Below are 18,879 nucleotides of genomic sequence, written 5' to 3' on the forward strand. Positions count from 1 at the left end.
CGTTCGCGGAAGCCCGCAAGGACGGGCGTCGTGCAAAACCGTGTTAGCACTGGCGAGTGGGTAGTTCTTGGGCGCCGACTACGTCGGCGAAGAACTCGCGGATCTTATCGGCGCGGTCCTCGTTGAGGTGGTCGAAGATGAGGCGCCGGACGGTTTCGACATGGTCCGGAACCGCGTCCTCGAGATGCGTCATGCCCTGGTCCGTGAGCGTGACCAGAACGCCGCGGGCGTCGCCGGGGCACTTGCTCTTGGTCAGCAGACCCCGCTTTTTCATGCGGGTGACCTGGTGGGAGGCGCGAGAGCGGTCCCAGCCGAGCTCGTCGCACAACTCGCGGAGACGCAGCGTGTGGTCTTCCGCTTCCGACAGCGCGACGAGGACAGAGAATTCAGACGAAGAAATCTCGCTGCCCTCTTGGAGGCGGTCGTCGATGGTGCGGGAGATCTTGTTGAATCCGGCCAGGATTAGCCGCCACAGTTGCTGTTCTTCGTCGTCAAGCCACCGCGGTTGTGTAGTCATACCGGCAGATCCTAGCCCATGGTCGCGGTTTTCAACTCGTCCATGGAGTACGTGCGCGCGGCGGCGACGCGGTCGAAGCGCTGCGGGAAGCAGGTCAGCACCAGCACCTGCGACGTCTTCCCCACCTGCGAAAACAGCGAGTTCATGCGGGCGAGGCGCTCCGGGTCGGTGGCGCCGAGGGCGTCGTCGACCACCACCGGCACCGGGGTGGTTTCGCCGGAGGCGGTGACCAGGTCCGCGATTGCGAAACGGGTGAGGATGGCCAGCTGCTCCTTCGTTCCGCCGGAAAGCTGGTCCAGCGGGACGCTCATCCCGTCGACGGTGCGCTCGGTGACGGTGAGATCGTCGCCGAAATTGAAATCCACGGTCGGGCCGAACAGCACCCGGGCCCGGTTGCGGATCGCGGCGTTGAACGGCGCGGTGTAGCGGGCGCGGGCGGCGTCGCGGTGAGTGTGCATCGTCTCGCGCAGCAGGCGCACTGCATCGGCGCGGCGGGTGGTGCGGGCCAGCTCGGTCTCCGCGGCGTCGAGCTCCGCGGCAGCGCGGTCCGCTTTCTCGGCGGCGCCGGCGGCGATCTCGATGCGGCCGGTCAACTCAGTGATGCGGTTTTTCGCCTCGGCCTGCCGCTTCTCCAGGTTCTGCCGGCGTGCCTTCGCGCCCTCGAGCATCTGCTGGGCGATCTCCGGGTCGGCGGCGGCGAGCTCGGCGGACAGCACCGCGTGCGCCTCGTTGGCCTCGCGCTCCTGCTCGCTGGCCGATTCGAGGGCGCTCTCGAGCGTGGTCTTCGGTGCGTTGTCCTCGGCGTGTGCCAGCTCGTCGGCGGCATGGCTGGCCTCGGCCTGCTTCGCCTCGAGTTTGGTCTGCACGACGGTCAGCTCGCTTGCGGCGGTGCGGTCGGCGTAGGGCTTGAGCGCGGCGTCGGCGGCGTCGACGTCCTTTTCCGCCTTGTCCAGCGCCTTCTGTGCGTCCTTCACGGCCAGTTCCGCGGCCTGCTCGGTGTCGGGGAGCTCGGCGGTGTCGATCGCCTCGGCGAGTTCCTCTAACTGGGAGGTGAGGCGGTCGCGCTCGGCCGCGAGCTCGTCGGCGTCGGTGCCGGCCAGCGCGTCGTCGCGGCGCTGGCGGGCGGACTTCACCTCTGCCTCGTGCGCCTTGCTGGCGTCGCGGGCGGCGCGGGCCTCGTCGACGTCCGCGCAACCGAGCTTGGACAGCAGGCTGGAAAGGGCGTCCTCGGCCTTTTCCACAGCGCGGCGGGGGTCCTCCGACCCCTGGGCGGCGCGGAAGACCACATCGAAGTCGTCGAGGGTGAGGCGCGTGCCTTCGTAGACGGCGACGGACTCGGTGCCGTCCACGCCCACGCTTTCGCCGTCGACCTGGATGGTCTTTCCATCGGCGGTGATCTCCAGCTTGGCGGAGGCCGCCTCGCGCAGGCGCCGCTGCAGCGTCAGCTCGCTTTCGGCCTGCTCCAGCTTGCGCACGTCCGCGTCCGTGACCTGCAGGGCGGGGGCGTTTTTGAGCAGGGTTGCGTAGGCTTCCTCTGCTTTGCCGATGAGGGTGAGTTGGTCGGTGACGACCGTGAGGCGCCGAGAGGCACGCACGTGGTCGCGGACGTTTTCGGCGCCGCGCAGGGTGGTGCGAGCGGTGGCGAGGCGGGTTTTCGCCTCCTCGACCTGCGCCGTCAGCTCGGTAATCTTCTCGCGTTCGGCATCGCGCGCCTCCTGCGCCGGCGCAAGGGCGGCCTGCAGGTTCTTTTCCTCCTCGCGCAGCTTGGCCACGCGCTCGGAGAGGGCGGTGCGCTCGGCGAGGTCCTGCTCGGCGCGCTTCCTGGCGACGGTGGCGCGCTCGAGCTGCTCAGCCGCAGTTTTGGCTTTCTCGGCGAGTTGGCTGGCCTGGGCGAACTCGGCCTCGCGCTCGGCGAGCTCCTCGTGGGCCTGCGGCAGCTCCGTGTCCACCGCGCGGATTTCGTCCTCGCGGCGGGCCACCTCGTCCACAAAGGTGGCCAGCTGCTGCACCTCGGCCTCGGCGGCGCGCAGCGTTTCGCGGGCGGTGTCCACTACGTCGGACTTGGCGGTGAAGGAGGCTTTGGGCTTGGGCGGGGTCGCGGCCGTCCAGTAGCGGGCGTACTCCGCCTCGATGGCGGCCATAAGCTCGGTGTCTTCCTCGCCGGAGCGCTCGGTGCCATTCTCCGCGTCGAGCGCCTGCGAAATCGACGGGATGCCGGCGGCGGCGATGCCCGGATCCAGCTCGCCCTGGCGCAGGAACAGAGTCTTGGCCAGGCTGGTGTCCATCTGTTCGGCGATGATGCGGGCGAGCTCATCGTCCGCCTGACGGCCGGTGAAGTTCTTGTGCACCGGCGAGAGGATCTCCAGCTCTGAAAGCTTGCCCTTGAGCCAGCGCTTGTGGATTCTAAAGGTAGTCTCCCCCACCGTCGCGGTCATGGTGACCTCGGGGGACGCGTCGCGGCCGACCGGGGCGAAGATCTTGATCTTCTTGCCGCCGGCGGAGTGGCGCTCCTGCAGCACGGTGTCGATGGCGTCCAGGATCGTGGACTTGCCGGCCTCGTTCTGGCCGTGGATGACAATCACACCGGTCTCCGGCAGGTCACGCAGCTCCAAGTGCTCGATGGCGCGGAAGTTGTCGATGACAAGGTCATGGATGCGCATGGTCTAGCCCACCTCCTTGGACAGGCGGAACAGCAGGTTCACGGCGTCGCGGGCAGTGGCGTTGTCCTCGGCCGCCTGGCCGATCAGCTCGCGCATCGCGTCCTGGGCGAAGCCGGTTAAGGGCAGGTTTTCCAGCTCTTCATCGTCGGGTTCGAGGTGCAGGCTCATCAGCCGCTCGCGCGGGTAGAGCGCCGCGAAGACCGGCTCGAGCTCGCCCAGTTCGCGCTCGAGAGTGCGCGTGTCCTCCAGACCGAGGGTGCCGGAAAGCGCGTACTTGATCACGGTGCGGTCCTTCTCCTGGTAAGCCTTGAGCTCCTCGACCACCTCGGCCACGTCCTCGGCGCCGGCGACCTCCCAGAAGCGGGCCTCGAACGTCCAAGCGCCGACCGGGACCTTCTCCACTGCAACCTCGGCGCGCCCGCCGCTTTTGTCCACGGTGACCACCAGCGCGTTGCCGGAATCCACCTCGCCGCCGGTCACGCCCGGGGTGCGGTCGAAATAGTCCGTGGTCTCGGGGGCACCGGAGTACCAGATCCGCTCGGAGGCGGACAGCGCCGCGGTGGAGTGGGTGTCGCCCAGCGCGACGTAGTCGATCGTCCCCTGGTCGATGGCGGTGTCGAGCGAAGCAACGTCGATGAGCGACTGCGCATCCTCTTCCCCGAAGCCTTCCACCGCGCCGTGGCCGACGAGGATGCGGATCGCCTCCGTCGGCTCTAGGTCGCGGATTGCCTTGGCACACAGGTCCTCCGAGGCGTGCTTGGTTAACAGCGGGGCACCCACCACCTCGACGCCCTCGCGCACGACCACAGGAGTAGAGTCCGCGAGCACCGTGACGCCTTCGAGCCCCTCGGTGCGCTGGAAGATACTGTCCGCCACCAGCGGGTCGTGGTTGCCGGGAAGCAGGTAGACCGGCACGGGCAGTTTGCGCAGCGCCTCCAGCGCGCGGCCGAGTGTGGTCGGCTCGAGCGAGTTGTGCTCGAACACGTCGCCGGCCACCACGATGAATTCGGCGCTGCGGTCCTGGGCTATCTCCCCCAGGCGGGTGACGGCGCGGAGGCGTGCGTCGTCGAAACGCGACTGCGCTTCGAGCGACAAGAATTTTCGGCGCATGCCTAACTGCAGGTCGGAGGTGTGGATGAAGGTGGTGTGCGTCATGTCTTATACACCTACCACCGCGGCCGACACGCCAGCGCAAACGTTCGAACACACGAGCTAACGGGTGAGTTCGTCGTAGAGATCTTCGATGTCCGCCACGGCGCGCAACTGGTCGATGTTGGTGAACGACACGGTCTGCATCGCGCGGTGGAGCAGGTCGATGTCGGAGTCTTCGATCATCGGCGCCACCTTCGGACGCGGCAGTTCTGGAAGCTCGCGGCCGGACCAGAAGTACTCCGAACCGGGCTCGGCGTTTTCCCTGGCCAGGTCATCCGCCTGGTTGCGCTTCCGGTTTTCCAGCTCCTCCAGGCGCAGCCCGCGCATGGTGAAGATGACGCTCGGGTCCTTATCTATGAGCTCCGCGGTGCGCTGCGCCACGGCGACGGCGTGCTTGCACACGGCCGCGCCGTCCGGGCAGTCGCAGTGGAAGGTGACTTCCTGCGGAGTTCTGCACAGCAGAATCTCCAAGACATCCTCGGCGAGCGTGCCAGCCTTCGCCGCGGCGATGGACCCTGGCGCCCGCACGATCGCGCTGGTGGCCTCGCGGATCTCCTCGGCGTGGCGCCGCGGCAAGTACATAGCCACCCGGAACGGGTCATTCTGGCTGCCCACCACCGCCGCGCGCACACCGTGGGACACCGCCTGCAGCTCCACCACATGCCCGCGGGCGGCGTACTCCGCACCGCGCTTCGCCCGGCCCACGTCCGTCTGGCGCACCGCGGCGTTGTAAATGGTCATCGCCGCGGGCGACAGCGACCGCGGACGGAACGCGGAAATCTCCGCGCCACCGGTTTCCGCCGCGCTGGACACACGTTTGCGCGCGCCGAAGTTGGCGTAGATGACGTTGTTTTCCTGCGGGCGCTTCTTCTTCTCAGTCATTTTGCCCCCTGTAACTGATCAATTGGGCGAGCTCTCCGGTTCCCAGCTCGGTGATCCAGCCCTCGCCCTGGCCCACCACGGCGCCGGCGAGCTGGGTCTTGCCGTCCAGAATGTCCTGGATGGATTCCTCCATCGTGCCGCGGGTGATGATCTTGTACACCGTGACGTTCTTCTCCTGCCCGATGCGGAACGCGCGGTCCGTGGCCTGGTTTTCCACCGCCGGGTTCCACCAGCGGTCCAAGTGGATGACCATGGACGCCGCCGTCAGGTTCAAGCCGGTGCCACCGGCTTTCAGGCTGAGGATCATCGCGCGCGGCCCGTCCGGCTGCTGGAAACGCTCCACCATCGCGTCGCGCGCGGATTTGCCCACGCCGCCGTGGAGGAACGGCACGTCCTCGCCGAGGCGCTCGGACAGGTAGGGCTTCAAAATGTCGCCGAACGCCTTGTACTGGGTGAAAATCAGCACACGCTGGTCGGACGCGGCGGCTTCTTCGAGCAGCTCCATGAGCTTTTCCACCTTGCCGGAGCGGTGGCGGCCTTTGTCGGTGACCGCGGAGCCATCGCCAAGAAAGTGCGCCGGGTGGTTGCACACCTGCTTGATGCGGGTAATCGTGGCCAGCACGAGCCCCTTTCGCGCAATCCCCTTGCGCTCGTCCAGTTCCGCCTGCGTGCTGTCCACCAGCGCCTTGTACAGCGCGGCCTGCTCCGGGGTCATGTCCACGGCGATGACGTGCTCGGCCTTGTCCGGCAGGTCCGAGATGATCGCCGTGTCCGTTTTCAGGCGGCGCAGGATAAACGGCGCGGTGAGGCGCTGCAGCCGCTCGCCCATCTCGTCCGCAAGCTCCGGGTCCCTGCGCGACTCGATGGCTTTGGCGAAGTGGTTGCGGAAGAAACTCTGCGAGCCCAGCATGCCCGGATTCACAAAATCCAGGATGCTGCGCAGCTCAGAAAGCTTATTTTCAATCGGCGTGCCGGTCAGCGCGATGCGGTGTCGTGCGGGAATTGCGCGAACGCTTTTCGACGACTGCGTGCCCGCGTTCTTGATCGCCTGCGCCTCATCCAACACCACGTGATCCCACTGCACCGACGCCAAATCCTTGGCGTCGCGCGCGGCGGTGCCGTAGGAGGTGATGACGATGTCGGAGTCTTCGGCGGCTGCGAACAAGTCGTCGCCCTTGAGCCTGCCCGCGCCGTGGTGCACGCGCACGCGCATATCCGGCACGAAGCGGGCGGCCTCGCGCGCCCAGTTGTTCACCACCGACGTCGGCGCCACGATCAGCGACGGGCCGCGCCTCGTGCCCTTCGCCTTTTCCACCGCGAGCAGGGTGAGCAGCTGCAGGGTCTTGCCCAGCCCCATGTCGTCCGCAAGCACCGCGCCCAAGTTGTTGCGGGACATGAAGTACAGCCAGTCCACGCCGCGGCGCTGGTACTCGCGCAGCTCGGCGGTGACGGTGTCCGGGATGTCCACCCGCTCCGGCGCCGGGCGGTCCGTGCCGCCGACCAGGGAGGTGAACCAGGGCGAGCCGGTGAACTCGATCGGGCTGTCCGTGCCCGACTCCAACGCGAGTTGGCGCAGCTCCGCGGCAGACACCACGCCCTCGCCCTCGGCGGCCTTCAGACGCTCGTACTCCGCCTGCGCCTCCTCGGCGAGGCGCTGCAGCTCCTCGGCGTCCTCTGAGCCGGCGGCCTGCGCGATGCGGGCGCGCTTGATGGCGCTCTCCGCCTCCAGCATCGCGTTTTTCAGCGACGTGTCACGCAGCTTCTCCAGGTACTTCGCCGTCTTGGCCACCTCGCGGCTATCCGCCAGCACCCACTCGCCGCGCAGCTTGATCAGGCCGGACTTGGACTTGACCAGCTCCGCCATCTCTTCGTCCGAAAGCTCCACGCCGCCGACGGACAGCCGCCAGTCGTACTTGACCAGGGCGTCAAAGCCCATCATGGTCACGGTGGAGGAATCGTGCGGGTCCTGGTGCTCGCTGACCTTGAGCTTCGACGCCGTCTCCGCCGTCGCCCACGCACGCGGCAGCAGCACCACAAAGCCGTGGGCCCGCAGGGTCGCGGCGCTTTCGCGGACGAACTTCACAATTTCGTCGCCGTTCAAGTACAGGTCCCAGTCGCCCGCGTTGGGGTCGAAGCCCTGGTCCACGGTGGAGCGGAACCGGCCGTGCTGTGCCGGATCCGCCAGCGAGGTCACCGCGATTGCCCGGTCGAGCTGGCCGCGCAGGACGTCGGCCGTCTTCGAGTCGTAATCCCCCAGCCGCACCGGCCGCGGCGAATCCGCGCTGGAACGTACCTGCACCCGCACCGGCCACAGCGTGTCCGGGCCCGACTCCTCGGCCCCGTCTGGCGACTCCACAATGAACACCAGCTGCATGTTCACCGCCGTGATCGTGCCGTTCCAATCCCCCATCTGGCGGGCCAGCACCGCCCCGCCGCGGCGCAGCGGGATGCTGTAGAGCAGCGACTTCACAAAATCGTGCCATGGGTACGGCCTCGTCGCCGCCTTCTCCACCGCGCCCTGCAGGCGTTCCGTGGCGATCCAGTGCGTGAACATCTGCGCGCAGTCCTCGCTCAGGTTCGCGTTGTTCACTGTGAGCACACCCGGCGAGGCGGCGATCATCTCCGCCAGCCAGCTGCGCTCCTCCAGTCCGGTGCCCAACTGCCACTGCGCGTACCACAGCCCGTCGTGGTACGGCACGTTGATGCTCACGCGCCCCGCGCGCACGAACTGGGTCAGACCCCGATACATGCGCAGGATCCAGTACATGTCCGGCGCGACCGCCTCGCGCTGCGCGGGCGTTGCCGCCGGCGAATCCCCGTCCAGGTGCGCCAGGTTGTCCAAAAAGCGCACCGCATCCTCGGGCGCGAACTGCGCCAACGGCGCCCGCAAGCTGACGTGCCGGCCCTTCGGGGTTTGCAGGATCAGGGTATGGAAGTGGCGGAACCTTTGGTCGTCCAAAAGCGAATGCACGATCGGCGGAAACGTGCCGGGCGGCACGTCATCCATGGTCACAATGCGGTGTCCCTGTACGCGCTCAACCCACACCGAAAGCCCGGACTCGGGGAGCCACAGGCCATGGAGAAGGTATTCAGGCATACCCACCCTTATACCACCGACACCGACATCGCCCCCGCCGAGCGTTCGAACAAAATCTTTCAGCCCACACTCAGCCGATTCTGCAAATCAATACAGCGCGACGGAAGGATGCGTTACAGTGTGGCGAAACTTACACCGACCACCGACGTAAGGGAGTGCACATGTCCGACAGTTTCTGGCTAGTGCTTGCCATCGTCCTGTATTTCGGGGTGATGGTCGCCATCGGGTTCTACTCGTGGCGCAAGACAACTAAATACGACGACTACGTCCTCGGCGACCGCGGCCTCGGCCCGCTCGTCGCCGGCATCTCCGCAGGCGCATCAGACATGTCCGGCTGGCTGCTCATGGGTCTGCCCGGCGCACTGTTCGTCGCCGGCATGAGTGAGCTGTGGATCGTCATCGGCCTGTTCATCGGCACCTGGGCCAACTGGAAGTGGATCGCACCAAGGCTGCGCGCCTACACCGAGGTGGCCAAGAACTCGATCACGCTGCCCAGCTTCTTCGAAAACCGCACGCACGACACCTCGCGCGTGCTGCGCTTCACCTCCGCCGTGATCATCATCTTCTTTTTCACTTTCTACGTGTCCTCCGGCATGGTCTCCGGCGGCCGCTACTACGAATCCACCTTCGGCGGCGAATACATCCACGGCGTGCTCATCGTCGGCTCCATCACGGTGCTCTACACCTTCATCGGCGGCTTCCTCGCCGTGAGCTACACCGACGTTGTGCAGGGCGGCCTGATGTTCCTCGCCCTGATCACCGTGCCGGTCATGGCGCTGATGTCCCTGGACAACCCGTACGACATCTTCAGCTGGGCCACCTCAAACCCGTACGGCCCCTGGGAGCACGGCAACCCGGACTACTTCAACATGGTCGCCGGCGTGTCCGCCGCCACCATCATCGGCAACATCGCATGGGGCCTGGGCTACTTCGGCCAGCCGCACATCATCACCCGCTTCATGGCGCTGCGCTCCCCGTCTGAGGCGAAGGCGGCCCGCCGCACCGGCACCATCTGGGTGGCTATCTGCTACCTCGGCGGCATCTTCACCGCCCTGGTGGCAACCGTCTACTTCGGCCAGAAGTCCGCGTCCGTGACCGACCAGTCCGGCTACGAGACCGTCTTTTTGGACCTGGCCCGCATCATGTTTCACCCGCTGATCGCCGGCATCGTGCTCACCGCCGTACTCGCCGCGATCATGTCCACCATGTCCTCGCAGCTTTTGGTCACCTCGTCCGCGCTGATCGAGGACATCTACCGCATCTTCAAGAAGAACCCGAACAACACCACCCTGCTCGTGCTCTCCCGCGCCATGGTCATCGGCATTGCCCTGATTGGCATGCTGCTGGCTCTGAACCCGTCCGACACCATCCTCGGCCTGGTCGGCTTCGCGTGGGCCGGCTTCGGCGCCGCGTTCGGGCCGGTGGTTGTGGCGTCGCTGTACTGGAAGCGCCTCACCTCCCAGGGCGCGATCGCCGGCATGATCGTCGGCGCCGTCACCTCGTTTGTCTGGGGTTCCGTGGACGCGCTGTCCGGCATGATCTACGAGATCGTCCCGGGCGTCATCCTGGCTACTCTGGCCATGGTCGTCGTCTCCCTGGCCACCCGCCCGAAGGAGGGTGTGGAAGAGGAGTTCGACACCGCCGCGGCCGCCACCGACTATGCGCTCGCCCACCCCGACGAGGACTTCGCCGCAGCGCTGCGGAACCGCGGAGGCTCCACCGCAGTCTAAGAAGGTATGCGCCGATACCTTCTTATTCTCTCCGCCCTCACTGTGCTGGTGGTGCCGTTCCCCACGGGGCGATTGCCTATCGACGTCCCAACGGTGCCCCACCGCACCACCATCCTCGGCTACGACAGAGCCGAGTTCGGCCCCGGCTGGGCCGCCGGTACCGGCGGGTGCGACACCCGCGCCGCGGTGATGGCCGCCGCGTTTGACGCGGACTGCGCCCAGCCCTGGCCGCAGTGGGGCAATCCCCGGGTTGTGGATCCCTACACCGGGGATGATCTTCTGCCGCACGACGTGGAGATCGACCACGTCCTGCCCGTCTCCGCCGCCTGGGACTTAGGCGCCCACCGGTGGGACGCCGCCACCCGCGAGCGCTTCTACAACGACCCGCGCAATTTGGTCGCCGTGTCCTCCGCCGCCAACCAGGCCAAAGGCGACAAACTCCCGTCCGAATGGATGCCCACGGATAGGCGCGCGCGGTGTGCGTATGGGCGCCGGCTCGTGGACGTCGCAAAGCACTATGCCCTTCCTTTGCCCCGGGCAGACCTGCGGGCGGTGCGGCGCGCGTGCTCCGGGGTCGCCGGGCTGCTCGCGCGCGGCGAGCTGTGAGGATTTTCCCACCATGCCGTAAGGTGTGGGCACATGACTACATTCCTCATCTTCCTGCACGTGGTCGCGGCCATCCTGCTGCTCGGCCCCGTTGTCGTGTCTACCTCGATGTTCCCGCGCCAGGTCGCAGAATCCCGCGCCGGCGGCGAGGAGGCCACCGGCCGTGCGTCGGTGCTCTACCGCATCACCAAGACCTACGGCATGCTCTCCCTGCTCGTCCCGCTGCTCGGCGGCGCCGTGCTCGCCTCCGACTGGGAGACCTACAAGGCCAACTACTGGTTCCACACCGCCATCGTGCTCTCCGTGATTGCCTGGGCGATCCTGCTGGGCATGGTCATCCCGCAGCAGCGCAAGATGATGGGCACCCTCGGTGCGCTGCCGGCCGCCGACGCAGACCCGGCCGACCAGACCACCAACTTTGAGAAGTCCAAGGCAAAGGCAACCGCCGGCGCCGGCATCTTCAACCTGCTGTGGATGCTCACCCTGATCCTGATGTTCCTGCCGACCCCGGCGTAAGGGACGCGCGGGCGTTTCCGCTTGAGACAGGCCCAGCTATTCCCTATTCGGCGAATGGCTGGGCCTTGTTGGTAGGGCCAGTTTCGCCCCGGTTGCCGGAGCTCGAGACGCCTCCCCCGCGCACAGACCCTGGGAGGCAAACCCTGGCAATGGCCAAAATCGGCGCGATCCCAGGCTTTGGATCCCAGGGTCTGTGCGCATGAGTCGTTCTGCCCGGCCCCCTACGTGTACCGCAGCGCGGAGGCGCCGCCGAGGCCCAGGCCGGCAAGCACGCGGAAGATCCCGTCGACGGCCTTCCGCAGCACCTCCGCCACCGGACCGGTCAGCCCGGGGAACAGCGCGTTTTGCCCCCACACGCCGACGAGGCGGGCTTCGGGGACGGCGGGGCCGTCGTGGGGCACGATGCCGATGACGTAGTCGCCGCCGCGCAAAAACGGCAGCGGGTTGGAGGTCCACATGCTGGAGACCACGCCGACGAAGCCGCGGCCGGGCACCCACATGGGCCCGCCGGAGTCGCCGGGGTGGCTCAGCGGCGCGGCGAGGAAGAATGTGCCGTCGGCGGAGCCGGAGAAGCGCCCGCAAGTTTGCGCGCCGCGGGTGCGGGAGAAGTAGCAGATGGTCTCGCCGAGGCGCACGTCATTTGGGTGGACCCACGCGTCGCCGGAAAAGCGGTTGCCGCCGACTGCCACGCCTGCGTCCCATTGGATGGCGGCCCAGTCGTTGCTCAGGTGGCCGTCGTAGGCCTTGGAGCGGAATAGTGTCCCGGTGGCGCCGCCGGCGTTGACTCGCGCGCCTTCGGCTCCGCAGTGCGCGGCGACGAGGCTGCGGTGGCGCGCGGGGTCGTTGAAGCCGATGGTGCAGGTGCCGGTGCCGTCGATACGCACGGGCGCGCCTTGCTCCACGCGCGGCTGGGCGTCGGCGGGCGCGGCCTGCATCCCCAGCGCCACGGCCGCTGCGAGGAGAGCTCGGGAAATTCGGTGCGTGCGCTGGGAAGACATGCGCATTAACCTAGCACCCCTGCCTATCGACGCCCTCCGGTCCCCCACCCAAACCCAAAGCAGCCGGCACGCTGCTTGTGAGCTGTGCCGGCTGCATCAGGGTGAGGGGTTAATCCCAGCGGTCGCGCCTGTCGTCGCGGCCTCGGCCGCGTCCGCCGCGGTAACCGCCGCGTCCACCGCGATCGCCCCTGTCCCCGCGGTCCCCACGGTCGTCGCGTCCGCGCCCGCCGCGGTAGCCCCCGCGGCCGCCACGGCCACGCCCGCCGCGATCGCGCGGGGGTGCGCCGTGGTCGCGCTGGATGTTGATCAGCTGGCCGGAGATGCGGGTGTCCTCCAGGCGGTCCAGCACGGCCTGGTCCAGGTTCTTCGGCAGCTCCACCAGGGTGAAGTCGCCGCCGATGGTGATGCGGCCGAAGTCCTTAGAGCTCAGCCCGCCCTCGTTGGCCAGGGCGCCGACGATGGCACCCGGGCGGACGTGCTGGCGCTTGCCCACGTCCAGGCGGTAGGTGTCGAAGTTGCCGCTGTCGTCGAAGCGGCGGCCGCGGCCCCTGTCGCCACGGTCGTCGCGGTCGAAGCGGTCGCGTCCGCGCCCGCGGCGATCGTCGCGGTCGAAGCGGTCACGGTCGCGGCGGTCGCGCTTGTCGCGCGGCGGCTCCTTCATCAGGAACTCGTCGCCAGCCAGGGCCTGGGTGGCCAGGGCGGCGGCGATGTCGTCCATAGGCACGTTGTTCGCCGCGGAGTACTCGCGGACCATGGTCTTGAAGATCTGCAGGTCGGTGGCCTCGAGCGACTCGGTGATGGAGTCCATGAACTTGGCCTTGCGCGACTCGTTGACCTCGTCCACGGTGGGCAGGTCCATCTCTTCGATGGTCGCGTTAGTCACGCGCTCGATGGAGCGCAGCATGCGGCGCTCGCGCGGGGTGACAAACAGGATCGCCTCGCCGGAACGGCCCGCACGGCCGGTGCGGCCGATGCGGTGGACGTAGGACTCCGTGTCGTTGGGGATGTCGTAGTTGAGCACGTGCGAGATGCGCTCGACGTCCAGGCCGCGGGCGGCGACGTCGGTGGCCACGAGGATGTCCAGGCGGCCGTCGCGAAGCTGGTCCACGGTGCGCTCGCGCTGCTGCTGGGCGATGTCGCCGTTGATGGCGGCGGCGGAGAACCCGCGGGCGCGCAGCTTCTCGGCCAACTCCTCGGTCTCGTTCTTGGTGCGCACGAACACGATCATTGCCTCGAACTCGGTCACCTCGAGGATGCGGGTGATCGCGTCGAGCTTGTTGCGGTGCGCGGTGAACAGGTAGCGCTGGGTGATGTTGGTGTTGGTGCGCGTCTCCGACTTGACGGTGACCTCTTCCGGGTCGTTGAGGTAGTCGCGGGAGATGCGGCGGATCGCGTTCGGCATCGTCGCCGAGAACAGCGCCACCTGCTTGGAATCCGGGGTGTCCTCCAGGATGCGCTCGACGTCTTCCTGGAAGCCCATGTTGAGCATCTCGTCAGCCTCGTCCAGCACCAGGAAGCTCAGGTTGGAAATGTCCAGCGAGCCCTTCTCCAGGTGGTCGATCACACGGCCCGGGGTGCCCACGATGACCTGGGCGCCGCGGCGCAGCCCGGACAGCTGGATGCCGTAGGCCTGGCCGCCGTAGATCGGCAGGATGCTCACGCCGTCGATGTGGTCGGCGAAGCTCTGGAAGGAGTCGGACACCTGCAGCGCCAGCTCACGCGTCGGCGCGAGCACGAGGGCCTGCGGGTAGCGCTTCTCCGGGTCGATCTGGGACAGCACCGGCAGCGCGAACGCCGCGGTCTTGCCGGTACCGGTCTGCGCGAGGCCGACCACGTCGCGGCCGTCCATAAGCAGCGGGATGGTCTGCGCCTGAATCGGCGACGGCTGTTCGAAGCCGACGCGCTTGACCGCCTCGATGACCTCGTCGGGCAGGCCGAGCTTCTCAAAGCCGTTTTCGGGCTTCTCGGGCTCGGCGGCGGGTTCGGCCGAAGGCTCGTCGTTAAGCTTCAGCACATCATTGTCGTTTTCAATGGCCACGGTGTCCGCGGCGCCGGTCTCCTCAGAAACCCCCGCATCCCTGGTGTCCTCTACTACGGCCTCAACGATTTCGGCCGCGACATCCTGCGGGTCTTTCTGGTTTTCCGACACATTCATATCCGGCTCATTCTCGCCGCCGGTGGCGTTTTCGGAAATGCTCATCGCTGGCCCAGCGTACGCCATTGTGCGCCCCGGTTAGTATTCCTGCGGTTTGCCGGCGGGCGAAGTCGCACACCCTCCCGTAAAGTGCGTGGTGCAGGTCACATTGCCTATCGACGCCACCCCTGCCCCACACCTCGAAGGAGCCCCGACGATGGATCCCGGCGCGGGCGGCAACGAGTGCTCCGGACAGTAGGCGCGTGGGAGCCGTTAGAGGATCACGACCACCTCAGACCTAGCTCTTCGAGCATTGTGGCAAGTAGTTTCCACAATCCGCTGCGAAGGCACCACCCGCCGTGCTACGGTCGTCGGCATGATCAACAGCACCGCATTTGCGACCTCGGCCACGGCCGAGCGTTCTGCGATGCTGAATACCCAGCCGGCCCGCCTGCATCATCATCTGTAGCGCGGTGTCGGCCGACTCCAGCCCCCTGCGCTAACAGCCTCTGCTGCAAGCGCAGGGGGTTTCTTGTTAGCACGGGCAACACTCAAGGCTTATGTCGTTCGCGCCGCGCCCCCGGATCCGTCCGCGAAGCAATGCACTTTGCCTATCGACGGCCAACCGGGACGCCGCCGCCCCCAGCTTCGGGCACACCTCAATCCATTTCCCTTACGCCTCCGATTCGCGCATTGCTTCCCGAAAGAGCACAGTTATGTCCGTTATGACTGCACCATCAGACAACGCCACCAAGCCCAAACCGAAACGCAGCGGCTTAAACACCCGCCACATCCACTTCATCGCGCTCGGTTCCGCCATCGGCACCGGCCTGTTCTACGGCTCCGCCGGTGCGATCCAGGCCGCCGGTCCATCCGTGTTGCTGGTGTACCTGCTCGGCGGCGCAGTGGTGTACTTCATGCTCCGCGCGCTCGGCGAGATGAGCGTGCGCAACCCGGTCCGCGGCTCGTTTGCCGTGTACTGCCGCAAGTACCTCGGTGGTTGGGGCGGCTACATCACCGGTTGGATGTTCGCCTTCGAGATGATGATCGTGTGTCTGGCGGACCTGACGGCCATCACGATCTATATGAAGTTCTGGTTCCCCACCACGCCCGCGTGGGTGTGGATTACGGTCACGCTGCTGATCATTAGCGCGGCGAACTTGGCTGCGGTCCGTCTCTTCGGCGAGCTGGAGTTCCTGCTCACGCTGATCAAGGTCGGCGCCGTGGTTGCCATGATCGTGGGCGGCGCCGCCATCCTCGCCTTCAACCTCGGCTCCCAGCCGGAAACGATGGGCGTGAGCAACCTCTGGAGCGACGGCGGCTTCTTCGCTAACGGCATCTCCGGCATGGCAGCGTCCTTCATCCTCGTGCTGTTCGCGTTCGGCGGCACCGAGATCATCGGCGTCGCCGGAACGGAGGCTGAGGACCCGGACCGCTCCATCCCCAAGGCGGTCAACACTGTCCCGGCGCGCATCCTGATCTTCTACGTGCTGTCCATCCTGATCATTTTGATGATCAACCCGTGGCGCACCATCAACGGCGAGGACTCCCCCTTCGTCCAGATCTTTGACACGCTCGGCGTCAGCTGGGCGGCCGCGCTGCTCAACGTAGTGGTGCTCAGCGCGTCGCTGTCCGCCATCAACGCCGACCTCTTCGGCACCGGCCGCGTCCTCGCCGGCCTAGCCAAGGAGAAGCTGGCGCCGCGGGCGATGGCGAAGACCTACCGCGATGTGCCGGTGATGACCGTGGTCATGTTAATCATCGCCCTGATCGTCGGTGTGATTTTGAATCAGCGCTACCCCGACATCTTTGAAACTGTCGCGGCGCTGGCCACCTTCGCCACCATCTTCGTGTGGCTGATGATCTTGCTTGCGCACATTGCTTCTCGACGCAACATCTCCCCCGCCGAAGAGCAAAACCTGAAGTTCCCAGTGCCGTTCTGGCCGTACGGGCAAAGGTTCGCGGTCGCGTTTATCCTGTTCACCTTCGGCACGATGGTGTGGATGGAGGAGTTCCACACCGCGCTCATTGTCGGCGTCGCGTTCCTGATCCTGATGTCGATTCTCTACTTCGTCACCGGCCGCCCGCAGGCGATCGCGGAAGATGAGGTTGAGTACGAGGCGAAATAGCCCCGCAACCGAATGGACCCAGCGCTGCCCCCGCAGCGCTGGGTTTTCTTACGCATGGACGGGTGGTTGAGCTGCGACAACACTGAATCTATTCTCAAAGCATGAACGACATGCAAGAGCTGTATGAATCTGCAGCCAAACTGCAGGAGGTAGCGCCTGACGCAGTACTCGTAGGCGGGAGCGCAGCTGCGTTCTATGCGCACCACCGCATGTCGTTCGACCACGACCACGTCATTGAGCATCTCCAGAGCCGCTACGATGCAGTTCTAGAAGCTGTCGTGGGTTTGGACGGGTGGTCGACAAATCCCCGCGCGTCCCGTCCGCCGATGACCATCATGGGATCGCTAGACGGTTATCAGGCTGGCTTGCGCAACTTGCGCCGCAAGACCCCTCTGGAGGTGGAGACAGTCAAACTGCCTAACGGCTCTCAGCTTCAGATCCCTACGATTGCCGAGGTTCTGCGCACCAAAGCATTCTTGATCGTCCAGAGGAACCAGGTTCGTGACTACCTCGATGTCGCAGCGGTAGGTTCAACACTCGGAATTTCCACCGCGTGCGAGGTTTTGAAAGACATAGACTCGTTCTACAGCGAGTTCACCAACACCGACGGTTCGGTTCTATCGGAGCTGGTTTACATGCTTTCGGCTCCTAACCCTGCTGACAGTCACAATAAGGATTCCCTTGGTAGCTATAAGGGCGTCGTGTCCGGGTGGGATTCATGGTCAAAGGTTGAATCGGTGTGTAAGGAGATCGCAGCATGCCTGACATGATCAGTGAGGCGATGTTCCGCAACGTAGCGGCTTCGCCGTCGGATCCCATCACGTCTTGGCCGTATGAGGTCTACGCTGCCACGCTCCAGTACGGCGACATTTTCGACTGGAGGGTGTTCGCACAAGAGATTCGTGAGCAGCCTTGGGGAGATGTGGCAGCGACGATGGAGCAGGTAGTCCGCGAGCTACCCAACTTGGATGCTGCTCAGCTGTTCTTCCTCATACTGGGTCAAGCGCGAGGAGACGAGCAGATTTTTGAGAAGTCTCTCCCAGGACGCGACAACGACTACGAGTCCTGGTAATCGTCCCGCCTCGCTCGGATGGCCTCACCGTGTGCTGGGAGTCGCTCGGCGTCGGCAAGGGTGATCACGGTGTCTGCCACACCCTCCAGCGCGTCCGCGGAGTACTCGACCACGTTGACGGGTTTGAGGAAGGTGTGGGTGCTCAACCCCGCCGCGAAACGGGCCGTGCCGGATGTGGGCAGCACGTGGTTGGATCCCGCGGAATAGTCTCCGAGCGGCACCGGCGCGTGCGGCCCGACGAAGATCGCGCCGGCGTTGGTGATCTGCGCGGCTACGTCACCGGCGTTGCCGGTGTGGATTTCCAGGTGCTCGGGTGCGTAGGCGTTGGTGACGGTGACGGCGGACCGGAGGTCGTCGACAAGCAAGATGCCCGATTGTGGGCCCTCGAGTGCAGCGCGCACGCGCTCGGCGTTGAGCGTGACCTGGTAGCGCTCGGCGATCTCGCGGTTGACCGCCTCGGCGAGTGACGGCGAATCAGTGACCAGGATCGACGCGGCGTGCTCGTCGTGCTCGGCCTGGGAGATCAGGTCGTACGCCAGATAGACCGGGTTGGCCGTCTCGTCGGCGATGATCGCGATCTCGCTGGGGCCAGCCTCCGCATCAATGCCCACCACGCCGTTGACCACGCGCTTCGCGGCGGCGACGAAGACGTTGCCGGGGCCGGTGACCATGTCCACAGGCTCCAGGTCCTCGTCGCCGTAGGCCAGCAGCGCGACGGCCTGTGCGCCGCCGACAGCCCACACCTCATCGATGCCCACCAGCGCGCACGCCGCGAGAATCGTCGGGTGCGGCCAGCCGTCGAAGTCCGCTTGTGGCGGCGAGCACACCACCATCGACTCCACGCCCGCTTCCTGGGCGGGAATCGCGTTCATGAGCACACTCGACGGGTAGACGGCCTTGCCGCCGGGGACGTACAGACCCACGCGCTGCACCGGGCGGAACACCTCGGTCACCGTGGCGCCCGGCGCGAGCTCGGTGGTGTGCTCCACGGGCTTCTGGTCGCCGTGTACGGCGCGGATGCGCGCGATCGAGGTCTCCAACGCCGCGCGTACGTCCGCGTCGAGACCGTCCACGGCTTCCGTGATGACCTCGTCCGGCACACGGAGCGAAGCCGGACGCACGCGGTCGAAGCGCTCCCCGTACTCCAACGCCGCCTGCGCGCCGCGCTCACGCACCGCCTCCACAATCGGAGCCACCTGGGGCACCACCGAGTGCACGTCCGCGCCCGCGCGAGGAAGCACCTTCCGAAGCTCGCGCACGGTTAACGCTCGGCCCCTGAGATCTGTCACCGACAGCATGTCGCTCCCCCTTTTTGTCGCTTCCAAGTCTTCCCTGCATGGTATCCGCGCAGCGCCCCCGCCGAGGCCGTTTTCCGTCCAACCCCAC

Annotated in this window: 14 protein-coding genes; 6 read left to right on the forward strand and 8 right to left on the reverse strand. The window is 66.4% G+C overall.

Translation table 11 applies throughout. The annotated features are described in order from the left end of the window. Nucleotides 1–43: 43 nt before the first annotated feature. Genes MHX64_RS06100 through MHX64_RS06120 form a run of 5 tightly spaced genes read right to left on the reverse strand, consistent with a single transcriptional unit; the run spans nucleotide 44 to nucleotide 8,308 of the window. Nucleotides 44–517, reverse strand: coding sequence for a MarR family winged helix-turn-helix transcriptional regulator (locus MHX64_RS06100; protein ID WP_239356178.1), 474 nt, complete (start codon nucleotides 515–517; stop codon nucleotides 44–46). An 11-nt stretch (nucleotides 518–528) separates the two neighbouring features. After that, nucleotides 529–3,177 carry an AAA family ATPase gene (locus tag MHX64_RS06105; protein ID WP_239356177.1) on the reverse strand — a complete coding sequence of 883 codons (2,649 nt, stop codon included), beginning with the start codon at nucleotides 3,175–3,177 and terminating at the stop codon, nucleotides 529–531. A 3-nt stretch (nucleotides 3,178–3,180) separates the two neighbouring features. Continuing rightward, a complete protein-coding gene (locus tag MHX64_RS06110) occupies nucleotides 3,181–4,332 on the reverse strand; it encodes a DNA repair exonuclease (protein ID WP_239356175.1) in 1,152 nt (383 codons plus the stop codon). Between the two features lie 57 nt (nucleotides 4,333–4,389). Continuing rightward, nucleotides 4,390–5,211: a hypothetical protein gene (locus tag MHX64_RS06115; RefSeq protein WP_239356173.1), complete on the reverse strand. Its 822-nt coding sequence runs from the start codon at nucleotides 5,209–5,211 to the stop codon at nucleotides 4,390–4,392. Then, nucleotides 5,204–8,308, reverse strand: coding sequence for a DEAD/DEAH box helicase (locus MHX64_RS06120; protein ID WP_239356171.1), 3,105 nt, complete (start codon nucleotides 8,306–8,308; stop codon nucleotides 5,204–5,206). The genes MHX64_RS06115 and MHX64_RS06120 overlap by 8 nt, the downstream gene beginning before the upstream one ends. Nucleotides 8,309–8,469: 161 nt before the next feature. On the opposite strand from MHX64_RS06120, the gene putP reads away from it, so the two are divergent. The 3 genes from putP to MHX64_RS06135 are packed head-to-tail and all read left to right on the forward strand — an operon-like array spanning nucleotide 8,470 to nucleotide 11,160. After that, entirely contained in the window at nucleotides 8,470–10,038 is a 1,569-nt protein-coding gene (putP, locus tag MHX64_RS06125; protein WP_239356169.1) for a sodium/proline symporter PutP, read from the forward strand. Nucleotides 10,039–10,044: 6 nt separating this feature from the next. Further along, complete coding sequence (locus MHX64_RS06130) at nucleotides 10,045–10,644, forward strand: HNH endonuclease family protein (RefSeq protein ID WP_239356167.1); 600 nt, start codon at nucleotides 10,045–10,047, stop codon at nucleotides 10,642–10,644. 33 nt (nucleotides 10,645–10,677) lie between these two features. Further along, nucleotides 10,678–11,160 (forward strand): DUF2269 domain-containing protein, encoded by a 483-nt coding sequence (locus MHX64_RS06135; protein WP_181888206.1) that lies wholly within the window; start codon nucleotides 10,678–10,680, stop codon nucleotides 11,158–11,160. A 221-nt stretch (nucleotides 11,161–11,381) separates the two neighbouring features. Here MHX64_RS06135 and MHX64_RS06140 read toward each other — a convergent pair whose 3' ends face one another. Beyond that, the gene (locus MHX64_RS06140; protein ID WP_239356165.1) at nucleotides 11,382–12,158 is read right to left on the reverse strand and encodes a S1 family peptidase; all 777 of its coding nucleotides are present in this window, start codon (nucleotides 12,156–12,158) and stop codon (nucleotides 11,382–11,384) included. 109 nt (nucleotides 12,159–12,267) lie between these two features. Next, nucleotides 12,268–14,358 (reverse strand): DEAD/DEAH box helicase, encoded by a 2,091-nt coding sequence (locus MHX64_RS06145; RefSeq protein ID WP_239356164.1) that lies wholly within the window; start codon nucleotides 14,356–14,358, stop codon nucleotides 12,268–12,270. 659 nt (nucleotides 14,359–15,017) lie between these two features. On the opposite strand from MHX64_RS06145, the gene MHX64_RS06150 reads away from it, so the two are divergent. From MHX64_RS06150 to MHX64_RS06160, 3 genes are all read left to right on the forward strand, one after another. Then, nucleotides 15,018–16,421, forward strand: a complete 1,404-nt coding sequence (locus MHX64_RS06150) for an amino acid permease (RefSeq protein WP_239356163.1) — start codon at nucleotides 15,018–15,020, stop codon at nucleotides 16,419–16,421. A gap of 101 nt (nucleotides 16,422–16,522) precedes the next feature. Then, on the forward strand, nucleotides 16,523–17,191 hold the full coding sequence (locus tag MHX64_RS06155) for a hypothetical protein (RefSeq protein WP_239356162.1): 669 nt from the start codon (nucleotides 16,523–16,525) through the stop codon (nucleotides 17,189–17,191). Next, nucleotides 17,179–17,493, forward strand: a complete 315-nt coding sequence (locus MHX64_RS06160) for a hypothetical protein (RefSeq protein WP_239356161.1) — start codon at nucleotides 17,179–17,181, stop codon at nucleotides 17,491–17,493. Before MHX64_RS06155 ends, MHX64_RS06160 begins: the two co-directional genes overlap by 13 nt. Here MHX64_RS06160 and hisD read toward each other — a convergent pair. Continuing rightward, nucleotides 17,478–18,791 (reverse strand): histidinol dehydrogenase, encoded by a 1,314-nt coding sequence (gene hisD / locus MHX64_RS06165; protein ID WP_239356160.1) that lies wholly within the window; start codon nucleotides 18,789–18,791, stop codon nucleotides 17,478–17,480. The genes MHX64_RS06160 and hisD overlap by 16 nt on opposite strands. Nucleotides 18,792–18,879 lie beyond the last annotated feature (88 nt).

This window comes from Corynebacterium sp. ACRPZ (assembly GCF_022346205.1).
Taxonomy (GTDB): domain Bacteria; phylum Actinomycetota; class Actinomycetes; order Mycobacteriales; family Mycobacteriaceae; genus Corynebacterium; species Corynebacterium lehmanniae.

Excerpts from the sequence above, each read along its gene's own strand:
- MHX64_RS06100 (WP_239356178.1), bottom strand. The coding sequence starts at position 517 with ATGACTACACAACCGCGGTGGCTTGACGACGAAGAACAGCAACTGTGG.
- MHX64_RS06105 (WP_239356177.1), bottom strand. The coding sequence starts at position 3,177 with ATGCGCATCCATGACCTTGTCATCGACAACTTCCGCGCCATCGAGCAC.
- MHX64_RS06110 (WP_239356175.1), bottom strand. The coding sequence starts at position 4,332 with ATGACGCACACCACCTTCATCCACACCTCCGACCTGCAGTTAGGCATG.
- MHX64_RS06115 (WP_239356173.1), bottom strand. The coding sequence starts at position 5,211 with ATGACTGAGAAGAAGAAGCGCCCGCAGGAAAACAACGTCATCTACGCC.
- MHX64_RS06120 (WP_239356171.1), bottom strand. The coding sequence starts at position 8,308 with ATGCCTGAATACCTTCTCCATGGCCTGTGGCTCCCCGAGTCCGGGCTT.
- putP (WP_239356169.1), top strand. The coding sequence starts at position 8,470 with ATGTCCGACAGTTTCTGGCTAGTGCTTGCCATCGTCCTGTATTTCGGG.
- MHX64_RS06130 (WP_239356167.1), top strand. The coding sequence starts at position 10,045 with ATGCGCCGATACCTTCTTATTCTCTCCGCCCTCACTGTGCTGGTGGTG.
- MHX64_RS06135 (WP_181888206.1), top strand. The coding sequence starts at position 10,678 with ATGACTACATTCCTCATCTTCCTGCACGTGGTCGCGGCCATCCTGCTG.
- MHX64_RS06140 (WP_239356165.1), bottom strand. The coding sequence starts at position 12,158 with ATGTCTTCCCAGCGCACGCACCGAATTTCCCGAGCTCTCCTCGCAGCG.
- MHX64_RS06145 (WP_239356164.1), bottom strand. The coding sequence starts at position 14,358 with ATGAGCATTTCCGAAAACGCCACCGGCGGCGAGAATGAGCCGGATATG.
- MHX64_RS06150 (WP_239356163.1), top strand. The coding sequence starts at position 15,018 with ATGACTGCACCATCAGACAACGCCACCAAGCCCAAACCGAAACGCAGC.
- MHX64_RS06155 (WP_239356162.1), top strand. The coding sequence starts at position 16,523 with ATGAACGACATGCAAGAGCTGTATGAATCTGCAGCCAAACTGCAGGAG.
- MHX64_RS06160 (WP_239356161.1), top strand. The coding sequence starts at position 17,179 with ATGCCTGACATGATCAGTGAGGCGATGTTCCGCAACGTAGCGGCTTCG.
- hisD (WP_239356160.1), bottom strand. The coding sequence starts at position 18,791 with ATGCTGTCGGTGACAGATCTCAGGGGCCGAGCGTTAACCGTGCGCGAG.